Origin of the sequence: Klebsiella sp. WP3-W18-ESBL-02, from assembly GCF_014168815.1 — a bacterium.
GTDB lineage: Bacteria > Pseudomonadota > Gammaproteobacteria > Enterobacterales > Enterobacteriaceae > Kluyvera > Kluyvera ascorbata_B.
Window position 1 is genome coordinate 2,968,211 of the sequence record NZ_AP021972.1, and the last position, 15,288, is coordinate 2,983,498.

10 protein-coding genes are annotated in these 15,288 nt (G+C 55.6%); 7 read left to right on the plus strand and 3 right to left on the minus strand.

The window, feature by feature from the left end; translation table 11 throughout:
- The first annotated feature begins 221 nt into the window (after positions 1-221).
- Positions 222-2,150 (plus strand): sigma-54-dependent Fis family transcriptional regulator, encoded by a 1,929-nt coding sequence (locus H7R56_RS14240; protein WP_182928288.1) that lies wholly within the window; start codon positions 222-224, stop codon positions 2,148-2,150.
- On the opposite strand, the gene H7R56_RS14245 is transcribed toward H7R56_RS14240, so the two are convergent.
- Together H7R56_RS14245 and msrB are read right to left on the minus strand one after the other, a co-directional pair.
- Complete coding sequence (locus tag H7R56_RS14245; protein WP_106926617.1) at positions 2,147-2,425, minus strand: YeaC family protein; 279 nt, start codon at positions 2,423-2,425, stop codon at positions 2,147-2,149. The genes H7R56_RS14240 and H7R56_RS14245 overlap by 4 nt on opposite strands.
- Before the next feature lie 43 nt (positions 2,426-2,468).
- Positions 2,469-2,882 carry a peptide-methionine (R)-S-oxide reductase MsrB gene (msrB, locus tag H7R56_RS14250; protein WP_106926481.1) on the minus strand — a complete coding sequence of 138 codons (414 nt, stop codon included), beginning with the start codon at positions 2,880-2,882 and terminating at the stop codon, positions 2,469-2,471.
- A 339-nt stretch (positions 2,883-3,221) separates the two neighbouring features.
- Here msrB and gapA point away from each other — a divergent pair, with 339 nt between their 5' ends.
- The 3 genes from gapA to H7R56_RS27865 all read left to right on the plus strand — a co-directional run bounded on the left by gapA (position 3,222) and on the right by H7R56_RS27865 (position 9,537).
- On the plus strand, positions 3,222-4,217 hold the full coding sequence (gene gapA, locus H7R56_RS14255; protein ID WP_106926479.1) for a glyceraldehyde-3-phosphate dehydrogenase: 996 nt from the start codon (positions 3,222-3,224) through the stop codon (positions 4,215-4,217).
- Positions 4,218-4,301: 84 nt separating this feature from the next.
- On the plus strand, positions 4,302-5,186 hold the full coding sequence (locus tag H7R56_RS14260; protein ID WP_106926477.1) for a D-hexose-6-phosphate mutarotase: 885 nt from the start codon (positions 4,302-4,304) through the stop codon (positions 5,184-5,186).
- A gap of 322 nt (positions 5,187-5,508) precedes the next feature.
- Positions 5,509-9,537: an autotransporter outer membrane beta-barrel domain-containing protein gene (locus H7R56_RS27865; protein ID WP_181357990.1), complete on the plus strand. Its 4,029-nt coding sequence runs from the start codon at positions 5,509-5,511 to the stop codon at positions 9,535-9,537.
- A 78-nt stretch (positions 9,538-9,615) separates the two neighbouring features.
- Here H7R56_RS27865 and H7R56_RS14270 read toward each other — a convergent pair whose 3' ends face one another.
- On the minus strand, positions 9,616-10,362 hold the full coding sequence (locus H7R56_RS14270; RefSeq protein WP_106926615.1) for a MipA/OmpV family protein: 747 nt from the start codon (positions 10,360-10,362) through the stop codon (positions 9,616-9,618).
- A gap of 436 nt (positions 10,363-10,798) precedes the next feature.
- Between H7R56_RS14270 and yeaG the strand changes: the two genes are divergently transcribed.
- From yeaG to H7R56_RS14285, 3 genes are all read left to right on the plus strand, one after another.
- Positions 10,799-12,733, plus strand: a complete 1,935-nt coding sequence (yeaG, locus tag H7R56_RS14275; protein ID WP_106926473.1) for a protein kinase YeaG — start codon at positions 10,799-10,801, stop codon at positions 12,731-12,733.
- Between the two features lie 77 nt (positions 12,734-12,810).
- Entirely contained in the window at positions 12,811-14,091 is a 1,281-nt protein-coding gene (locus tag H7R56_RS14280) for a YeaH/YhbH family protein (RefSeq protein ID WP_106926471.1), read from the plus strand.
- Positions 14,092-14,317: 226 nt separating this feature from the next.
- On the plus strand, positions 14,318-15,094 hold the full coding sequence (locus H7R56_RS14285; protein WP_106926469.1) for a hypothetical protein: 777 nt from the start codon (positions 14,318-14,320) through the stop codon (positions 15,092-15,094).
- Positions 15,095-15,288: the final 194 nt, after the last annotated feature.

Here is a 15,288-nt window from a genome sequence, read left to right on the forward strand (position 1 = left end):
TCAGTTATAAAGACATTAGCGAAATGCGTGCCAGTTTTTCGTTAAAATAAAAACGTTATTTATCATTGAATTAAACAGAAAGCCGTCGTTCGGTGCGTGTTGCAAATACAACAGCGCAACGGCGAAAGCTGCTGCAATGGCGACAAACCGCCGCCTTCCCCCTCTGGTATCTTGCGTGGGCAACGGATAACGTCGAGCCATTAATCCGCAGGAGATACACGATGCTTAACGCCGAACTCACATTATCCGGACCCGCGCCGATCGACCCCGCGTCGCAGGCCTTCCAGAAGGTCCTTGCGCGCCTTGCGCCTACCGACGCGACGGTGCTGATTATCGGAGAAACCGGCACCGGCAAGGAGGTGGTGGCGCGCTACCTGCATCGCCATAGCCCGCGCGCCGGCGGGCCATTTTTAGCCGTCAACTGCGGCGCGCTGACCGAGTCGCTGGCGGAGTCGGAGCTGTTCGGCCACGAAAAAGGCGCATTCAGCGGCGCCACCCACACCCATCAGGGCTGGTTTGAGGCGGCAGAAGGCGGCACGCTGCTGCTTGATGAGATTGGTGAGCTCAGCCTCGCGCTGCAGGTGAAACTGCTGCGGGTGCTTCAGGAACGGGAAATTACCCGCGTCGGCTCTCATCGTCCCATCCGTATTAACGTGCGGGTGCTGGCGGCCACCCACGTCGATCTGGCGCAAGCGATTCAGGCGCGCCGTTTTCGTGAGGATTTGTTTTATCGTCTGAACATCGCCGCCGTCACGCTGCCGCCGTTGCGCCAGCGTCGGCAGGATATTCCGGTGCTGGCGCACCATTTCGTGCAGCTGTATGCCAGTCGTCTGGGGCGACCAACCCAGCGGCTTTCCGCCCAGGCGTTGGCGCGGCTGAGCGCTCATCCGTGGCCAGGCAACATCCGCGAGCTGGAAAACACGCTGCACAACGCGGTGCTGCTGAACCCGGAAAGCGAACTCGGCGCCGAACATCTGCGCTTAACGCCGGTTTCGCCCACGCAGCCGGGCGCACCGGAGGAGAGCGATGAACTGGCCGCCTTTATGCGTCGTCAGTTGGACAGCCACAGCGGCGCGCTGTACGACCGCCTGCTGCAGGCGATGATCCACGCCGCCATGGACCGAAGCGACCATAACCAAAGCCAGGCCGCTCAGCTTCTGGGTATCAGCCGCCATACGCTGCGCACGCATCTGGCACATTTGGGCGTGATTAAACAGCGGAGGAAAGCCGGGGTGCTGCCGCCTCCTGCGCCACGCGAACGCGAACTGCGTATCGGCTATCAGCGTTTTGGCAACCTGGGCGTGCTGAAGGCACGTCAGCTGCTTGAACAAAACTTCGCCGAACTGGGGGTTAACGTGATGTGGAGCGAATACCCGGCAGGCCCACAGCTGTTACAGGCCTTAAGTCACAACGAAATTGATTTTGGCACCACCGGTGAAGCCCCGCCGATTTTCGCCCAGGCGAAGGACAACGCGCTGCTGTACGTTGCCTGGGAGCCGCCAGCGCCTAGGAGCGTGGCGATGGTCGTGCCCAACGCGAGCGATATCCGCACGCTTGAGCAGCTCCGGGGAAAACGGATTGCGTTGAATAAGGGATCGAACGTGCACTGGCTGTTGGTACAGATTCTGAAGGAAGCCGGGTTGGGGCTTGAAGATGTGAAAGTGGTTTACGCGCCGCCGAAATACCCGCTGACCGCCAGCGACGTGTTGTCAGCCGACGCCTGGATGATGTGGGACCCGCTGCTGAGCACCGCCGAGCGCAGCGGTACGCTGCGTGTCCTGGCCACGGGCGAAGGCCGCGTCAACAATCATCAGTTTTACATCACCCGCCGCCAGTACGCTCAACAAAACGAGGATATTATTGCCGGGGTGGTGGCCGCGCTGGTCAAAACTGGCAAATATATCGATCGTCACCGCCAGGAGGCCGCGCAGCTGCTGGCCGGGGAGTTGGGGCTGGATACCGGGTCTCTGGCCTGCGCGCTGGCAAGGCGCAGCCATCAGACCCGGGAAATGGACATGCAGGCCATTCGCGCGCAGCAAACCATCGCCGATCGCTTCTACGCGCTTGGCCTGCTGAGCAGGCCGGTCGCGGTCAGAGAGGCGATGTGGTACGCCAAAGAGCGGTTAATTGAGCCGTGGGCCGCCGCTTAGTGCTGCTTAAAGGTCGCAATAGGCTTCGGCGCAATACCGAAGTCTTCCTTCAACTGCTGCTTGCTTTTCATCACCATCTGGCCGTTGGTATCAATGGTCATGTGCTGGGCATCGCTGTTGTTGCGCGACTGCCACAGCATCACCAACTGCAGGCAGTTTTCTTTTTGCTCTGCGGTCAGCGCCACGCCGTCGGGCCATTTACCCAGCTCCACCGCGGTGGCTAAACGCTGGTAAATTTCCGGCGTCATATTGTCGATCATTTGCTCAATACTCATGTTCAGCCCCCTCTCCTGTGGAATAATTTGCTGAATCGTTTCTTCACCCTTTGATTGCGTCGCCATTTTCGTCATCCGTGAAGCTAAGCGATGCGGAATTGACGCAAAAACGTTCACCCGTTGGCTGCGGACCGTCGGGAAACACGTGCCCCAAATGCGCGTCACAATTTCCGCAACGAATTTCAGTGCGTTGCATACCGTGGGAGTAATCGTTGAGATAACGAATGGCCGTATCGCTAACCGGCTCATAAAAGCTCGGCCAGCCGCATCCGGAATCGTACTTACTTTGGGAGTGGAAAAGCGGCGCATCGCACACCAGACAGTGGTAAATCCCATCACGCTTGTTGTGCAATAAACGCCCGGTAAACGGCGGCTCTGTGCCATGTTTCTGCGTGACATAGAACTGCATTTCACTCAGGGTATTTTTCAGTTCTTCTGGGGTGGGTTTGTTCACCATTTTGCTCACATCTCGCTATGAAAAATACATTTGCCAGTCGATTCTAACAAAACATTAACAATGAAGCGTGAACTTTTGTTCTAAACTTAATCGGCGTAAAAAAGCTGCCGGGTAATTGTGACGCCAATCACATTTTTATCTCCAGTGCCCTTTAAAATTCCCGGCGCCGCCCCCACGTGGTTTCAAGCTCAAAGGGAGAGTGAGGCAGGTTAGTCGTGCAAAGCTTAGGCAGCAGATTGATTTGTCGCAATGATTGACACGATTCCGCTTGACGCTGCGTAAGGTTTTTGTAATTTTACAGGCAACCTTTTATTCACTAACAAATAGCTGGTGGAATATATGACTATCAAAGTAGGTATCAACGGTTTTGGCCGTATCGGTCGCATTGTTTTCCGTGCTGCTCAGAAACGTTCTGACATTGAGATCGTTGCAATCAACGACCTGTTAGACGCAGAGTACATGGCATACATGCTGAAATATGACTCCACTCACGGCCGTTTCGACGGTACCGTTGAAGTGAAAGACGGTCATCTGATCGTTAACGGTAAAAAAATCCGTGTTACCGCTGAACGCGATCCGGCTAACCTGAAATGGGACGAAGTTGGTGTTGACGTTGTTGCTGAAGCTACCGGTATCTTCCTGACCGACGAAACCGCTCGTAAGCACATCACCGCTGGCGCGAAAAAAGTTGTTCTGACTGGTCCGTCCAAAGACAACACCCCGATGTTTGTTAAAGGCGCTAACTTTGACAAATACGAAGGCCAGGACATCGTTTCCAACGCATCCTGCACCACTAACTGCCTGGCACCGCTGGCTAAAGTTATCAACGACAACTTCGGCATCATCGAAGGTCTGATGACGACTGTTCACGCGACCACCGCCACTCAGAAAACCGTTGATGGCCCGTCTCACAAAGACTGGCGCGGCGGCCGCGGCGCAGCTCAGAACATCATCCCGTCCTCTACCGGCGCTGCTAAAGCTGTAGGTAAAGTACTGCCAGAACTGAACGGCAAACTGACCGGTATGGCGTTCCGCGTTCCTACCCCGAACGTATCCGTTGTTGACCTGACCGTTCGTCTGGAAAAAGCTGCTTCTTACGAAGAAATTAAGAAAGCAATCAAAGCTGCTTCCGAAGGCGCAATGAAAGGCGTTCTGGGTTACACCGAAGACGACGTTGTATCTACCGATTTCAACGGTGAAGTTTGCACTTCCGTATTCGATGCTAAAGCAGGTATCGCTCTGAACGACAACTTCGTGAAACTGGTTTCCTGGTACGACAACGAAACTGGTTACTCTAACAAAGTTCTGGACCTGATCGCTCACATCTCCAAATAAGTTTGAGATGAGAACCTGATCCAAAAAGGCGACTTCGGTCGCCTTTTTTTATGGCTAAAAGTTATCAACACCAAGGATTGCATCATGATTAACAAAATTTTCGCTCTCCCGGTTATCGAACAGCTTACCCCTGTCCTCTCCCGTCGCCAGCTCGACGAGCTGGAACTGATTGTCGTAGACCATCCCAAAGTAAAAGCCTCAGTGGCCTTCCAGGGTGCACATCTGCTTTCCTGGAAGCCAGAGGGGGAACAAGAAGTGCTGTGGCTAAGCGCCAATACCCCGTTTAAAGACGGCGTTGCCATCCGCGGCGGCGTGCCCATTTGCTGGCCGTGGTTTGGCCCAGCCGCGCAGCAGGGTTTCCCGGCGCACGGTTTTGCCCGTAACCTGCCGTGGGCGCTGAAGGCGCATAATGAAGACGATAATGGCGTGGTCTTAACCTTCGAGCTCAAAAGCAGCGATGCCACCCGCCAGTACTGGCCGCACGAGTTCTCTCTGCTCGCGCGCTTCAAGCTGGGTAAAACCTGCGAGATGGAGCTGGAAGCCCACGGTGAATTCGAAACCACGACCGCACTGCATACCTATTTCAACGTCGGCGACATTCATGCCGTGAAAGTGAGTGGTCTGGGCGATCGCTATATTGATAAAGTGCTGAATGCGCAAATCGGTGAGCTGAGCGACGGTGTACAGACCTTCCCGGATCGAACCGACCGCGTTTACCTGAACCCGGAAGCATGCAGCGTGATCCACGACGCCTCGCTGAAGCGTACTATCGACGTGATTCATCATCACCATGTGAACGTTGTCGGCTGGAACCCTGGCCCGGCCCTGTCCGTTAGCATGGGTGATATGCCGGATGACGGCTATAAAACCTTCGTTTGCGTAGAAACCGCCTGCGCCAGCGCAACGCAGAAAGCCACCGAAGAAAAACCGGCGCGCCTTGCGCAAACCATTCGCGTCCTCAACCGCTAATTCCCTCCTCCTGGCCGGGCCTATCCTATTGCCCGGCCTTTTTCTCTACGGCACATCAACAAAGCGCATTTATTCAAAATAAGTTACCGGTAACATTGAATAGATCAATCTTCTAAGCAAGATCCTAAATCGGCACAAAAATCGGTGATAGTCTGAATCGATAAAAACAACTCACTAGCTAATAGTGAATGAATACCATTTTTATCTATTTAAATCCCTCCTCGCCTCCCTTATCAACTCTATTGCGCAAACCATGACGCCATAAAGGCCTCACCTGCGCAAAGCGTATATGTGCCGATTCAGTTTTTAGCAGAGGATTACCATGCCTGTTTTACACGCGCTCCCCTTCAGGCAGAGCGCAATTGCGTTTGCCACAAGCCTGGCGCTTTACGCCGCCTTCAGCCAGGGTGCCTATGCCGCCAACGGTGCGGATGGCAGCCCAGCGACATCGGATGCCAGCGCCCAGGGCGGACGCGGCGGCAATATGGACCTTGTCACCGGCGTAGGGGGTAACGGTGGCCGCGGCGGCGTCGGTGGCCGTGGCCAGGCCAGCAGCGATGGTGAAAACGGCTATGCTGGCAGCACCGGCAGCACGCCGCTCCCCGCAGGAACAGGTGGCCGTCATCAGGAGCCCGTTAGCAGTGCAAACAGCGGGTCCGGGGCCGCAGGCGGGGGCGGCGGCGGCGGTTCGGCTGGCGTTGTCTTTAACGGCAGCGGATCAACCAGCAATACCGGTACGATCGTCGGGGGCCGTGGGGGCCACGGCGGCAACGGCGGCGCAAACACTGCGGATATCGCGAATGCCGGCAACGGAGGTAACGGCGGCGATGGCGGCGGCGGCGGTAGCGGTGTGCTGTTAACCACCAGCGGCAGCTATACCAACAGCGGAACAATAAGCGGTGGCGATGGTGGCACCGGCGGGAATACCGGTAGCGCCAGCGCTAGCGCTCTGACCACCAGCGGCAGTACGCTTCATGCGGGAAGCGGCGGATCCGGCGGGAAAGGCGGTGACGGCGTGACCGCCACCCAGGGCGGCAACATTAATAACACCGGTACCCTTCGCGGCGGTCGCGGTGCGACGGGCGGGCTGGCGGCTAACGCCAACAGCACGCAAAACAGTACCGTTACCGGCGTTGGCGGCACCGGTGGTGAAGCCGCCAGCGGCGGCAGTGGCGTCTGGCTGAGTGATACCAGCACCCTTACCAACAGCGGGCAGATCGTCGGCGGCATTGGTGGCGACGGCGGTAACGGCGGGGCTGCAGAAGTGGGTCAGGGATCCGGCGTTGTCGGCTATGGCGCAGAGGGCGGCGACGGCGGCAGCGGGATCACCGTCGTTGGCAGCGGCATCATCACCAACCAAGCCGCAGGACAGATAGTTGGCGGTAGCGCCGGTACCGGCGGCGGCGGAAACTCCACCAGCAGCGGGCTCAACCTGACCGGCGGGGACGGTGGCGACGGAGGGAACGGCGGCAGCGGCATTGCGTTACAAAACGGCGGGAACGTCGATAACTTTGGCGCCGTGCTCGGCGGCACGGGCAACCGAGGCGGCGGTAGCGGTAACCTCCCCTCTGCGCGCGGCGGTGATTCAGGCACCGGCGGCACCGGAATCGAAATCAGCCAGCAGGGCAACGTCACTAACGAAACCTCCGGTAAGGTATCGGGCGGCAAAGGCGGCGATGATTCTGCCGGCGGCGGTGGCGTCGGCGGCGTTGGCGGCACCGCCGTCAGCATTACCGGCGCGGGCGAGGTATTGAATAAAGGGCAGTTTATCGGCGGTGACGGCGGCGCGGGAGCCAATGCCAACGGCACCAGCGCGAACGGCGGTACCGGCGCGCAGGGCGGCAACGGGCTCGCCATTGACGGCCAGGGCACCGTCACCAATGCCGCTGGCGCCTCGGTGCGCGGCGGGATGGGCGGTACCGGCGGCGGCGGGAGCAATACCGGCAACGGTGGCGCTGGCGGGAAAGGCGGTAACGGCGTGCTGATTGGCGCGGGGGGAACGGTGACCAACGACGGCACGATCCTCGGCGGTACCGGTAATCGCGGCGGTGGCAGCGGTAAAGCGGATGGCGGTAGCGGCGGCGACGGCGTACACATCGCCAGCGGCGGCGGAACGCTCAATAATACCGGGACCATTGCCGGTGGCAGCGGCGGCAATGCCGGAACGGCCAGCGGCACCTCCGGCGCGGGCGGTATCGGCGTCTACGGCAGCAATATGACGATTATTAATAGCGGCACACTTGAAGGCGGGATGAGCCAGGACGGCAAGACGCGAGCCCGGGCGGTCGAGTTTACCGACGGCACGAACTCACTTACGCTGCACGCGGGGTATCAGGTGATCGGCACGGTAAGCGGCGATAGCGGTGACGATACCCTTATGCTCGGCGGGTCGCAAAATGCCCGTTTTGATGTTTCCAGCATCGGCAACGACGCCCAGTATCAGGGCTTTGACCATTTTACGAAAAAAGACGCGAGCACCTGGCTTTTGCAAAACACCACGACGGCCACGACGCCGTGGACACTCTCCGGCGGCATACTGCAAATCGCTAAAGATGCCAACCTCGGCAGCGCCAGCGGTACGCTGACGTTTGACGGCGGTACGCTGCAGCTGCTGGATAATCTGGATTTAAACAGCGCGCGTCCGATCGCGCTTAACGACGCGGGCGGCACGCTCGATACTCAAGGCTACGATACGACGATTACGCAAGGGATCACCGGCCACGGGGGCCTGACTAAACAGGGGGCGGGTACCTTAACGCTGAGCGGCGACAATCGCTTTAGCGGCGAGACGAAGCTTGCCGCCGGGCGTCTTGATGTTACCGGCTCACTTGCAGGAGCCGTGCGTGCGCAAACCGGGACGGCGCTTTCAGGTAACGGCAGCGTTGGCAGCACCACTCTCGATGACGGCAGTTCGTTGACCGTCGGCTCGCTCGCCCAGGCTACGAGCGCTGATGCCGTCTTTAGCATTACCGGAGCGCTGGATAATAGCGGAACCGTCACCCTCTCACGCAGCGCCGGGCATGCCGGTAATCAGCTTAATATTAGCGGCAATTACCGCGGCCAGGGCAGCGCCCTGCTGGCGATCAACACCGTACTTGGCGGCGATCATTCGCTGACCGATCGCGTCAGCATTGCCGGCAGTACCGCCGGAACCACGGCGGTCAGTTTTCGCAACGTCGGCGGGCTGGGAGCGCAAACCCAGCAAGGGATTGAGGTCATTAGCGTTAGCGGGGCCTCCGCTACGGGCGCATTTCGCCAGACGGGGCGCGTGGTTGCCGGGCCATGGGATTACAGCCTGGTGCAAAAAGGGAAAAACTGGTACCTGACGTCGATCAATACCACCACGGTAACGCCAGTTTCACCGCCATCGCCGGTGCCACAGTATCGCCCGGAAGCCGGCAGCTATCTGATGAACCTTGCCGCCGCCAACACGCTGTTCAATCTCTCGCTCGACGATCGTGAAGGGGCCACTGAATACGGCGTTCAGGGAGATCACCGCCCTGCTCTCGCCGGGTCATTCTGGCTGCGCCAGGAAGGGGGGCAGAATCGCGTTAGCGCTGCCGAAGGGCAGCTTCGTTCGCGGGCCAATCGCTACGTTGCCCAAATGGGCAATGAGTTCCTCCACGGCAGCCGCAACGGTGACGATCGCTGGGGGGCTGGCTTAATGGCGGGCTACGGCGACATACAAGGTTCAACCCGCGCCGCCACGACGGGCTATCGCTCGCGCAACAGCATGGATGGTTACAGCGTCGGGGCTTACGGCACCTGGTATCAGAATGCGCAGAACCGTCGGGGCATGTATCTGGACAGCTGGCTCAACTACAGCTGGTTCAATAACCAGATTAAAGGCGAGAGTCTGGCCAGCGAGCATTACCGCAGTAAGGGAATGACGGCCTCGATTGAGAGTGGATACAACATTCTGCTGCATCAATCGCGGCGCCAGGCGGTCTATCTTGAACCTCAGGCTCAGCTGACGTGGATGGGCGTAAAAAGCGCAGCGCATACCGAGGATAACGGGACCCGAATTCAGGACAACGGACACGGGAATATGCAGTCGCGGCTGGGGCTTCGTCTCTATCTGCGCGGCCATCGTGCAGAGGGTGACGGTAAAAACCGTGAATTCAAACCTTATGTTGAGCTCGACTGGTTGCACAATACGCACGCTGCAGATATTCGCATGAATACCGTACGCATTACCCAGCAAGGCGCGCAAAACGTGGCGCAGCTTAAGCTTGGCGTTCAGGGGCAACTGACGTCGGCGTTGAACGTCTGGGGCGGAACCGCACTACAGGCAGGCAACAATCGCTACAGCGATGTCTCGGTGATGGTTGGGATGAAATACGCGTTTTAGCGGGAGGGATCATGACGGTGCGACGCACCGTCATGGGGCCTGAATTCGGTGCGACATGTCGCACCGAATGCTCACGCCTTAGAAGGTGTAGGTGATACCGGTAGACAGCAGTCCGGACCAGCTCTTATCAACCATCGGGCTATCGGTGATTTCGTCAGACAGACGGGTATAACGCGCGGTACCGTACACGCTCCAGTTTCCAGCGAAACGATAATTCGCGGTCATTTCCAGATACGGGTTCCAACTGCTGTCTGCGCTGTAGCTACGCAGGCCGCTGCGCGCCGCTTCACGACGGGAAACGCCGTAGTAGTAGTCGTTCTGGTTATCGCTGTTCCACTGTACGCCGATGCCCGGCGTTAAGGTCAGGCCACCGTTGGTGTAACGGTAAACCCAGCCCAGATCCCAGACCAGACCGTTGCTTTCATCCAGCATATCGCCCGCCAGGGTGGTACGCAGAGAACCGTACTGAGTATGGTGGAACCAGGACAGCCCGCCCATCATCGTGGACTGACGACGATCCAGTTTACGCAACTGGCTGTTATCGCTGTCGCCCGGTTTGAAATACATGGGTGACCAGTACGCCGTCAGAGACAGCTGGTCAGTACCGTCATTCCACAGGTAGTAACCACCACCAAAACCACGGAACCAGAAGTTATCGCCTTCATAGGTGATTACCGGTACCGGGTACACATCGTGGTCATACTGTTTGTATGCATGCTCAACGACGCCGACGCCCGCACCCAGCGTGAACTTACTTTCCGCTTGAGCAGCGGTAGCAGAAGTGGCAATCAGCACCCCTAGGGCTAGAAGTTTGATTCGATTCACAATCTGTAATTCCTTTTTTTTCAACGTATCAGCGGCGAAAGTTTACCTTCCACTTAGCCGGACGACAAATTTTTTACCTGTAATTACATAATGTGACTTGTCATTATCTCGCCTATTGATGGCAATGCCCTTACAAATGCATGACGGCTATATGAAAGCACAAAAAAGTTGAAAAGATTTAATGCTCGTATTTTTTGATGAGTTATTGATATGTCATTGAAAATCGATTTTATCGCCATGCAAGTTTTGCAAATGCCATCTACGCTTATTTTTAGAAGGCGTAATCGCCACACGCGTAACCGTTAATTGTCCGCAGACCTGGCATACAGGTTGCTGGGTCAAGGTTGAACGGCGTTCGGCTTACCTCTTCCGGGAGCCCCCATTATTCATACCAACGGCTCTTAACCTGTGCTAAAAAACGAAAGGACGGCATGCCATGAATATATTCGATCACTATCGCCAGCGCTATGAAGCTGCCAAGGACGAAGAGTTCACACTGCAGGAGTTTCTTGCTGTATGTAAGCAGGATCGCAGTGCCTATGCTAACGCGGCAGAACGGCTATTAACGGCTATTGGCGAGCCGATAATGGTTGATACCGCCCAGGAACCGCGGCTTTCCCGTCTCTTTTCGAACCGAGTCATCGGGCGCTACCCGGCGTTCGAAGAGTTTTACGGCATGGAAGAAGCCATCGAACAGATTGTTTCCTACCTGAAACACGCCGCCCAGGGACTGGAAGAGAAAAAACAAATTCTCTACTTATTGGGACCGGTCGGCGGCGGTAAATCATCGCTGGCTGAACGTCTGAAATCCTTAATGCAGCGCGTGCCCATTTATGTGCTGAGCGCCAACGGCGAGCGCAGCCCGGTAAACGATCATCCGCTGTGTCTGTTTAACCCGCAGGAAGATGCGCAGATTCTGGAAAAAGAGTACGGCGTCCCTTCCCGCTACCTCGGCACGATCATGTCGCCGTGGGCGGCGAAACGGCTGCATGAATTTGGCGGCGACATCACCAAATTCCGCGTAGTCAAAGTGTGGCCATCCATTCTTGAACAGATTGCGATTGCCAAAACTGAACCCGGCGATGAAAACAACCAGGATATTTCGGCACTGGTCGGTAAGGTCGATATCCGTAAGCTTGAACACTACGCACAAAACGATCCGGATGCCTATGGGTATTCCGGCGCACTGTGCCGCGCCAACCAGGGGATTATGGAGTTCGTTGAGATGTTTAAAGCGCCTATCAAGGTGCTGCATCCGCTGCTGACCGCCACCCAGGAAGGGAACTATAACGGTACTGAGGGGATCTCTGCCCTGCCGTTTAACGGTATTATCCTCGCGCACTCGAACGAATCGGAGTGGGTGACTTTCCGTAACAACAAAAATAACGAAGCGTTCCTTGACCGTGTTTACATCGTCAAAGTGCCTTACTGCCTGCGGATCTCCGAAGAGATCAAAATTTACGAAAAACTGCTCAACCACAGTGAGCTGACCCATGCGCCGTGTGCGCCAGGTACGCTCGAAACGCTGTCGCGCTTCTCGATTCTTTCGCGTCTGAAAGAACCGGAAAACTCCAGCATTTACTCAAAAATGCGCGTCTACGATGGGGAAAGCCTGAAGGATACCGACCCGAAAGCCAAGTCATACCAGGAGTATCGCGACTATGCTGGCGTCGACGAGGGAATGAACGGTCTGTCGACCCGCTTCGCCTTTAAGATCCTCTCGCGGGTGTTTAACTTCGATCACGCCGAAGTGGCGGCTAACCCGGTACATCTTTTCTACGTGCTGGAGCAGCAGATTGAGCGCGAACAGTTCCCTCAGGAGCAGTCGGAGCGTTACCTGGAGTTCCTGAAAGGCTACCTGATTCCGAAATACGCCGAGTTTATCGGTAAAGAGATCCAGACGGCGTACCTTGAATCCTATTCTGAATATGGACAGAACATTTTCGACCGTTATGTCACCTATGCGGACTTCTGGATTCAGGACCAGGAATATCGCGATCCGGACACCGGACAGCTGTTCGATCGCGAATCGCTGAACGCCGAACTGGAGAAAATTGAGAAGCCTGCCGGGATCAGCAACCCGAAAGACTTCCGCAACGAAATTGTCAACTTTGTGCTGCGCGCCCGCGCCAACAACAACGGCCGCAACCCGAACTGGACAAGCTACGAGAAGCTGCGCACGGTCATTGAGAAGAAAATGTTCTCCAATACCGAGGAGCTGCTGCCGGTGATTTCGTTTAACGCCAAGACCTCAACTGACGAACAGAAAAAGCACGATGATTTTGTCGATCGGATGATGGAAAAAGGCTATACCCGTAAACAGGTTCGCCTGTTATGTGAATGGTATTTGCGCGTACGTAAATCATCATAACAGCCACATACGGCCCGGAAGCTTACGCTTACCGGGCCAAGGCATGCATAAGTTGGCAACGCAGTTCAGGAGGGGCTATGACCTGGTTCATTGACCGGCGTCTGAACGGCAAAAACAAGAGTGCGGTTAACCGCCAGCGCTTCTTGCGCCGTTATAAAGCGCAAATCAAACAGTCGATCTCCGAGGCTATCAATAAACGTTCGGTGACCGACATCGACAGCGGCGAATCTGTCTCTATACCGACGGATGATATCAGCGAGCCGATGTTCCATCAGGGGCGCGGCGGATTACGCCACCGGGTACATCCCGGTAACGATCACTTTGTGCAAAACGATCGCATCGAGCGCCCGCAGGGCGGCGGCGGTGGCGGCAGTGGTCAAGGACAGGCCAGCGCCGATGGCGAAGGTCAGGATGAGTTTGTCTTCCAGATTTCCAAAGACGAATACCTGGATCTGCTGTTCGAGGATTTGGCCCTACCGAACCTCAAGCGCAATCAGCAGCGCCAGCTCACCGAGTACAAAACCCATCGCGCGGGCTTCACGTCTAACGGCGTGCCCGCCAATATCAGCGTGGTACGGTCGCTGCAAAACTCCCTTGCTCGCCGTACCGCCATGACGGCCGGGAAGCGCCGCGAGCTGCACGCGCTGGAGGCCACGCTTGACGAGGTGGCCAAAAGTGAGCCCGCACAGCTGCTGGAAGAAGAGCGCTTACGCAAAGAGATAGCCGAGCTGCGGGCCAAAATTGACCGAGTTCCGTTTATCGATACCTTTGACCTGCGCTACAAAAACTATGAGAAGCGGCCAGAACCCTCCAGCCAGGCGGTAATGTTCTGCCTGATGGACGTTTCCGGCTCGATGGATCAGTCCACCAAGGACATGGCCAAGCGCTTTTATATCCTGCTCTATCTGTTCCTGAGCCGGACCTATAAAAACGTCGAGGTGGTGTATATTCGCCACCATACCCAGGCCAAAGAGGTGGATGAACATGAGTTCTTCTACTCGCAGGAAACCGGCGGCACCATCGTGTCCAGCGCGCTGAAGTTAATGGACGAAGTGGTGAAGGCCCGCTACGACCCGGCACAATGGAATATCTATGCCGCGCAGGCGTCGGATGGCGATAACTGGGCGGACGATTCGCCGCTGTGCCATGAGATTCTGGCGAAGAAGATTCTGCCGGTGGTGCGCTACTACAGCTATATCGAAATCACCCGCCGGGCACATCAAACCCTGTGGCGCGAGTATGAACACCTGCAGCAGACGTTTGATAATTTTGCCATTCAGCATATTCGCGATCAGGATGATATCTATCCGGTGTTCCGAGAACTGTTTCATAAGCAAGGCAGTACCGTTAAGGACTAAGTCATATCAATCAGCCGGTGAAATTTTGCTGGCTGATTTTCCTTCACAATAGCCATTGAACGCTCTCTGGAGGATTGATTGTCCCTTTTTACTTCGCAGATCCCCCGGTCATATCATCATCACTTGATGAAACGCTCACCACAATTAGGAGAGTATGCCCGACGTAACGATTAATCATACAAAAAGTGTATAATAGGTCTAATTGAATGATGATGAGAGTATCTCTGTGATTAATGAAGTCGCTATAAACGTTAAAATAGACAGCATCCTTGAAGCCGATAACCGCCTGTTTCTGAAGCCAAACAGTTTAGGCCTGTATAATGTCTCAGAAATGCTTGACCGTTTTGCGCTGGCCAGAGCGGACTTAGCGAAAAAAAACAATGACCCTTTTGCTACCACGACCTATAAAGCCGTCTTGCAAGCAACACAGCTATTTGTCAGTAACCTTCCGCAAAGTGAGTCACTTGTCACGATTAACGGTGCCTACTGGTGCGATCTGGACCACCTCAAATTAATCCTCAAATTTTGTAGCCCTCTGTACGCCGATGCGGCTAACATGCTTGAATCTAAAGAGGATATAACCTTAAGTGAATGGTCAGATTGTCACGCTAAAAAATACAGTGTGATCTGTTTCTTTGGCGATAGCGATGAGTGCTATATTTCCGGCGCTATTTGGGGCGCATCGCGTATTCTGCATAACGAAAAAGACCTCTATGAATATGTCATATGCACCGAAATAAAAGTGGATGAAACAGCGAAAAAATATCATCTCAGTCAAGAAGCCAAATTTACGCTTTATCAAAACACATGGCGCTATTGTGCTCATGGTATTGAGCTTTACATGCAATATTATGCTCAACAGCAGATCCACAGTTACCCGAAGCTGACTGAAATAATGAAAGAATGCTTTGTTGCGGTCGAAAAAAATGCGCTTGAACTTGCCGTGCCCCCTACGCCCGCGGTGGTCACACCTAAAAAAGGGTTCTGGTCTCGTTTATTTTAAGGTATCGCTATGTATAGGCCACCATCCAATATAATGACGGTTGGCAGAACAGTATGATGAACCAGGCTTTTGTTGAGCCAGGCCCCTCTGTGGATGACTGCCCATCCGGCAACGGATGAGGCATGCTCAAAGCGTTTCATTTTATTATGATTTAATCATTTCACCTACTGACAACATGGTAGGGCTAAAATGCT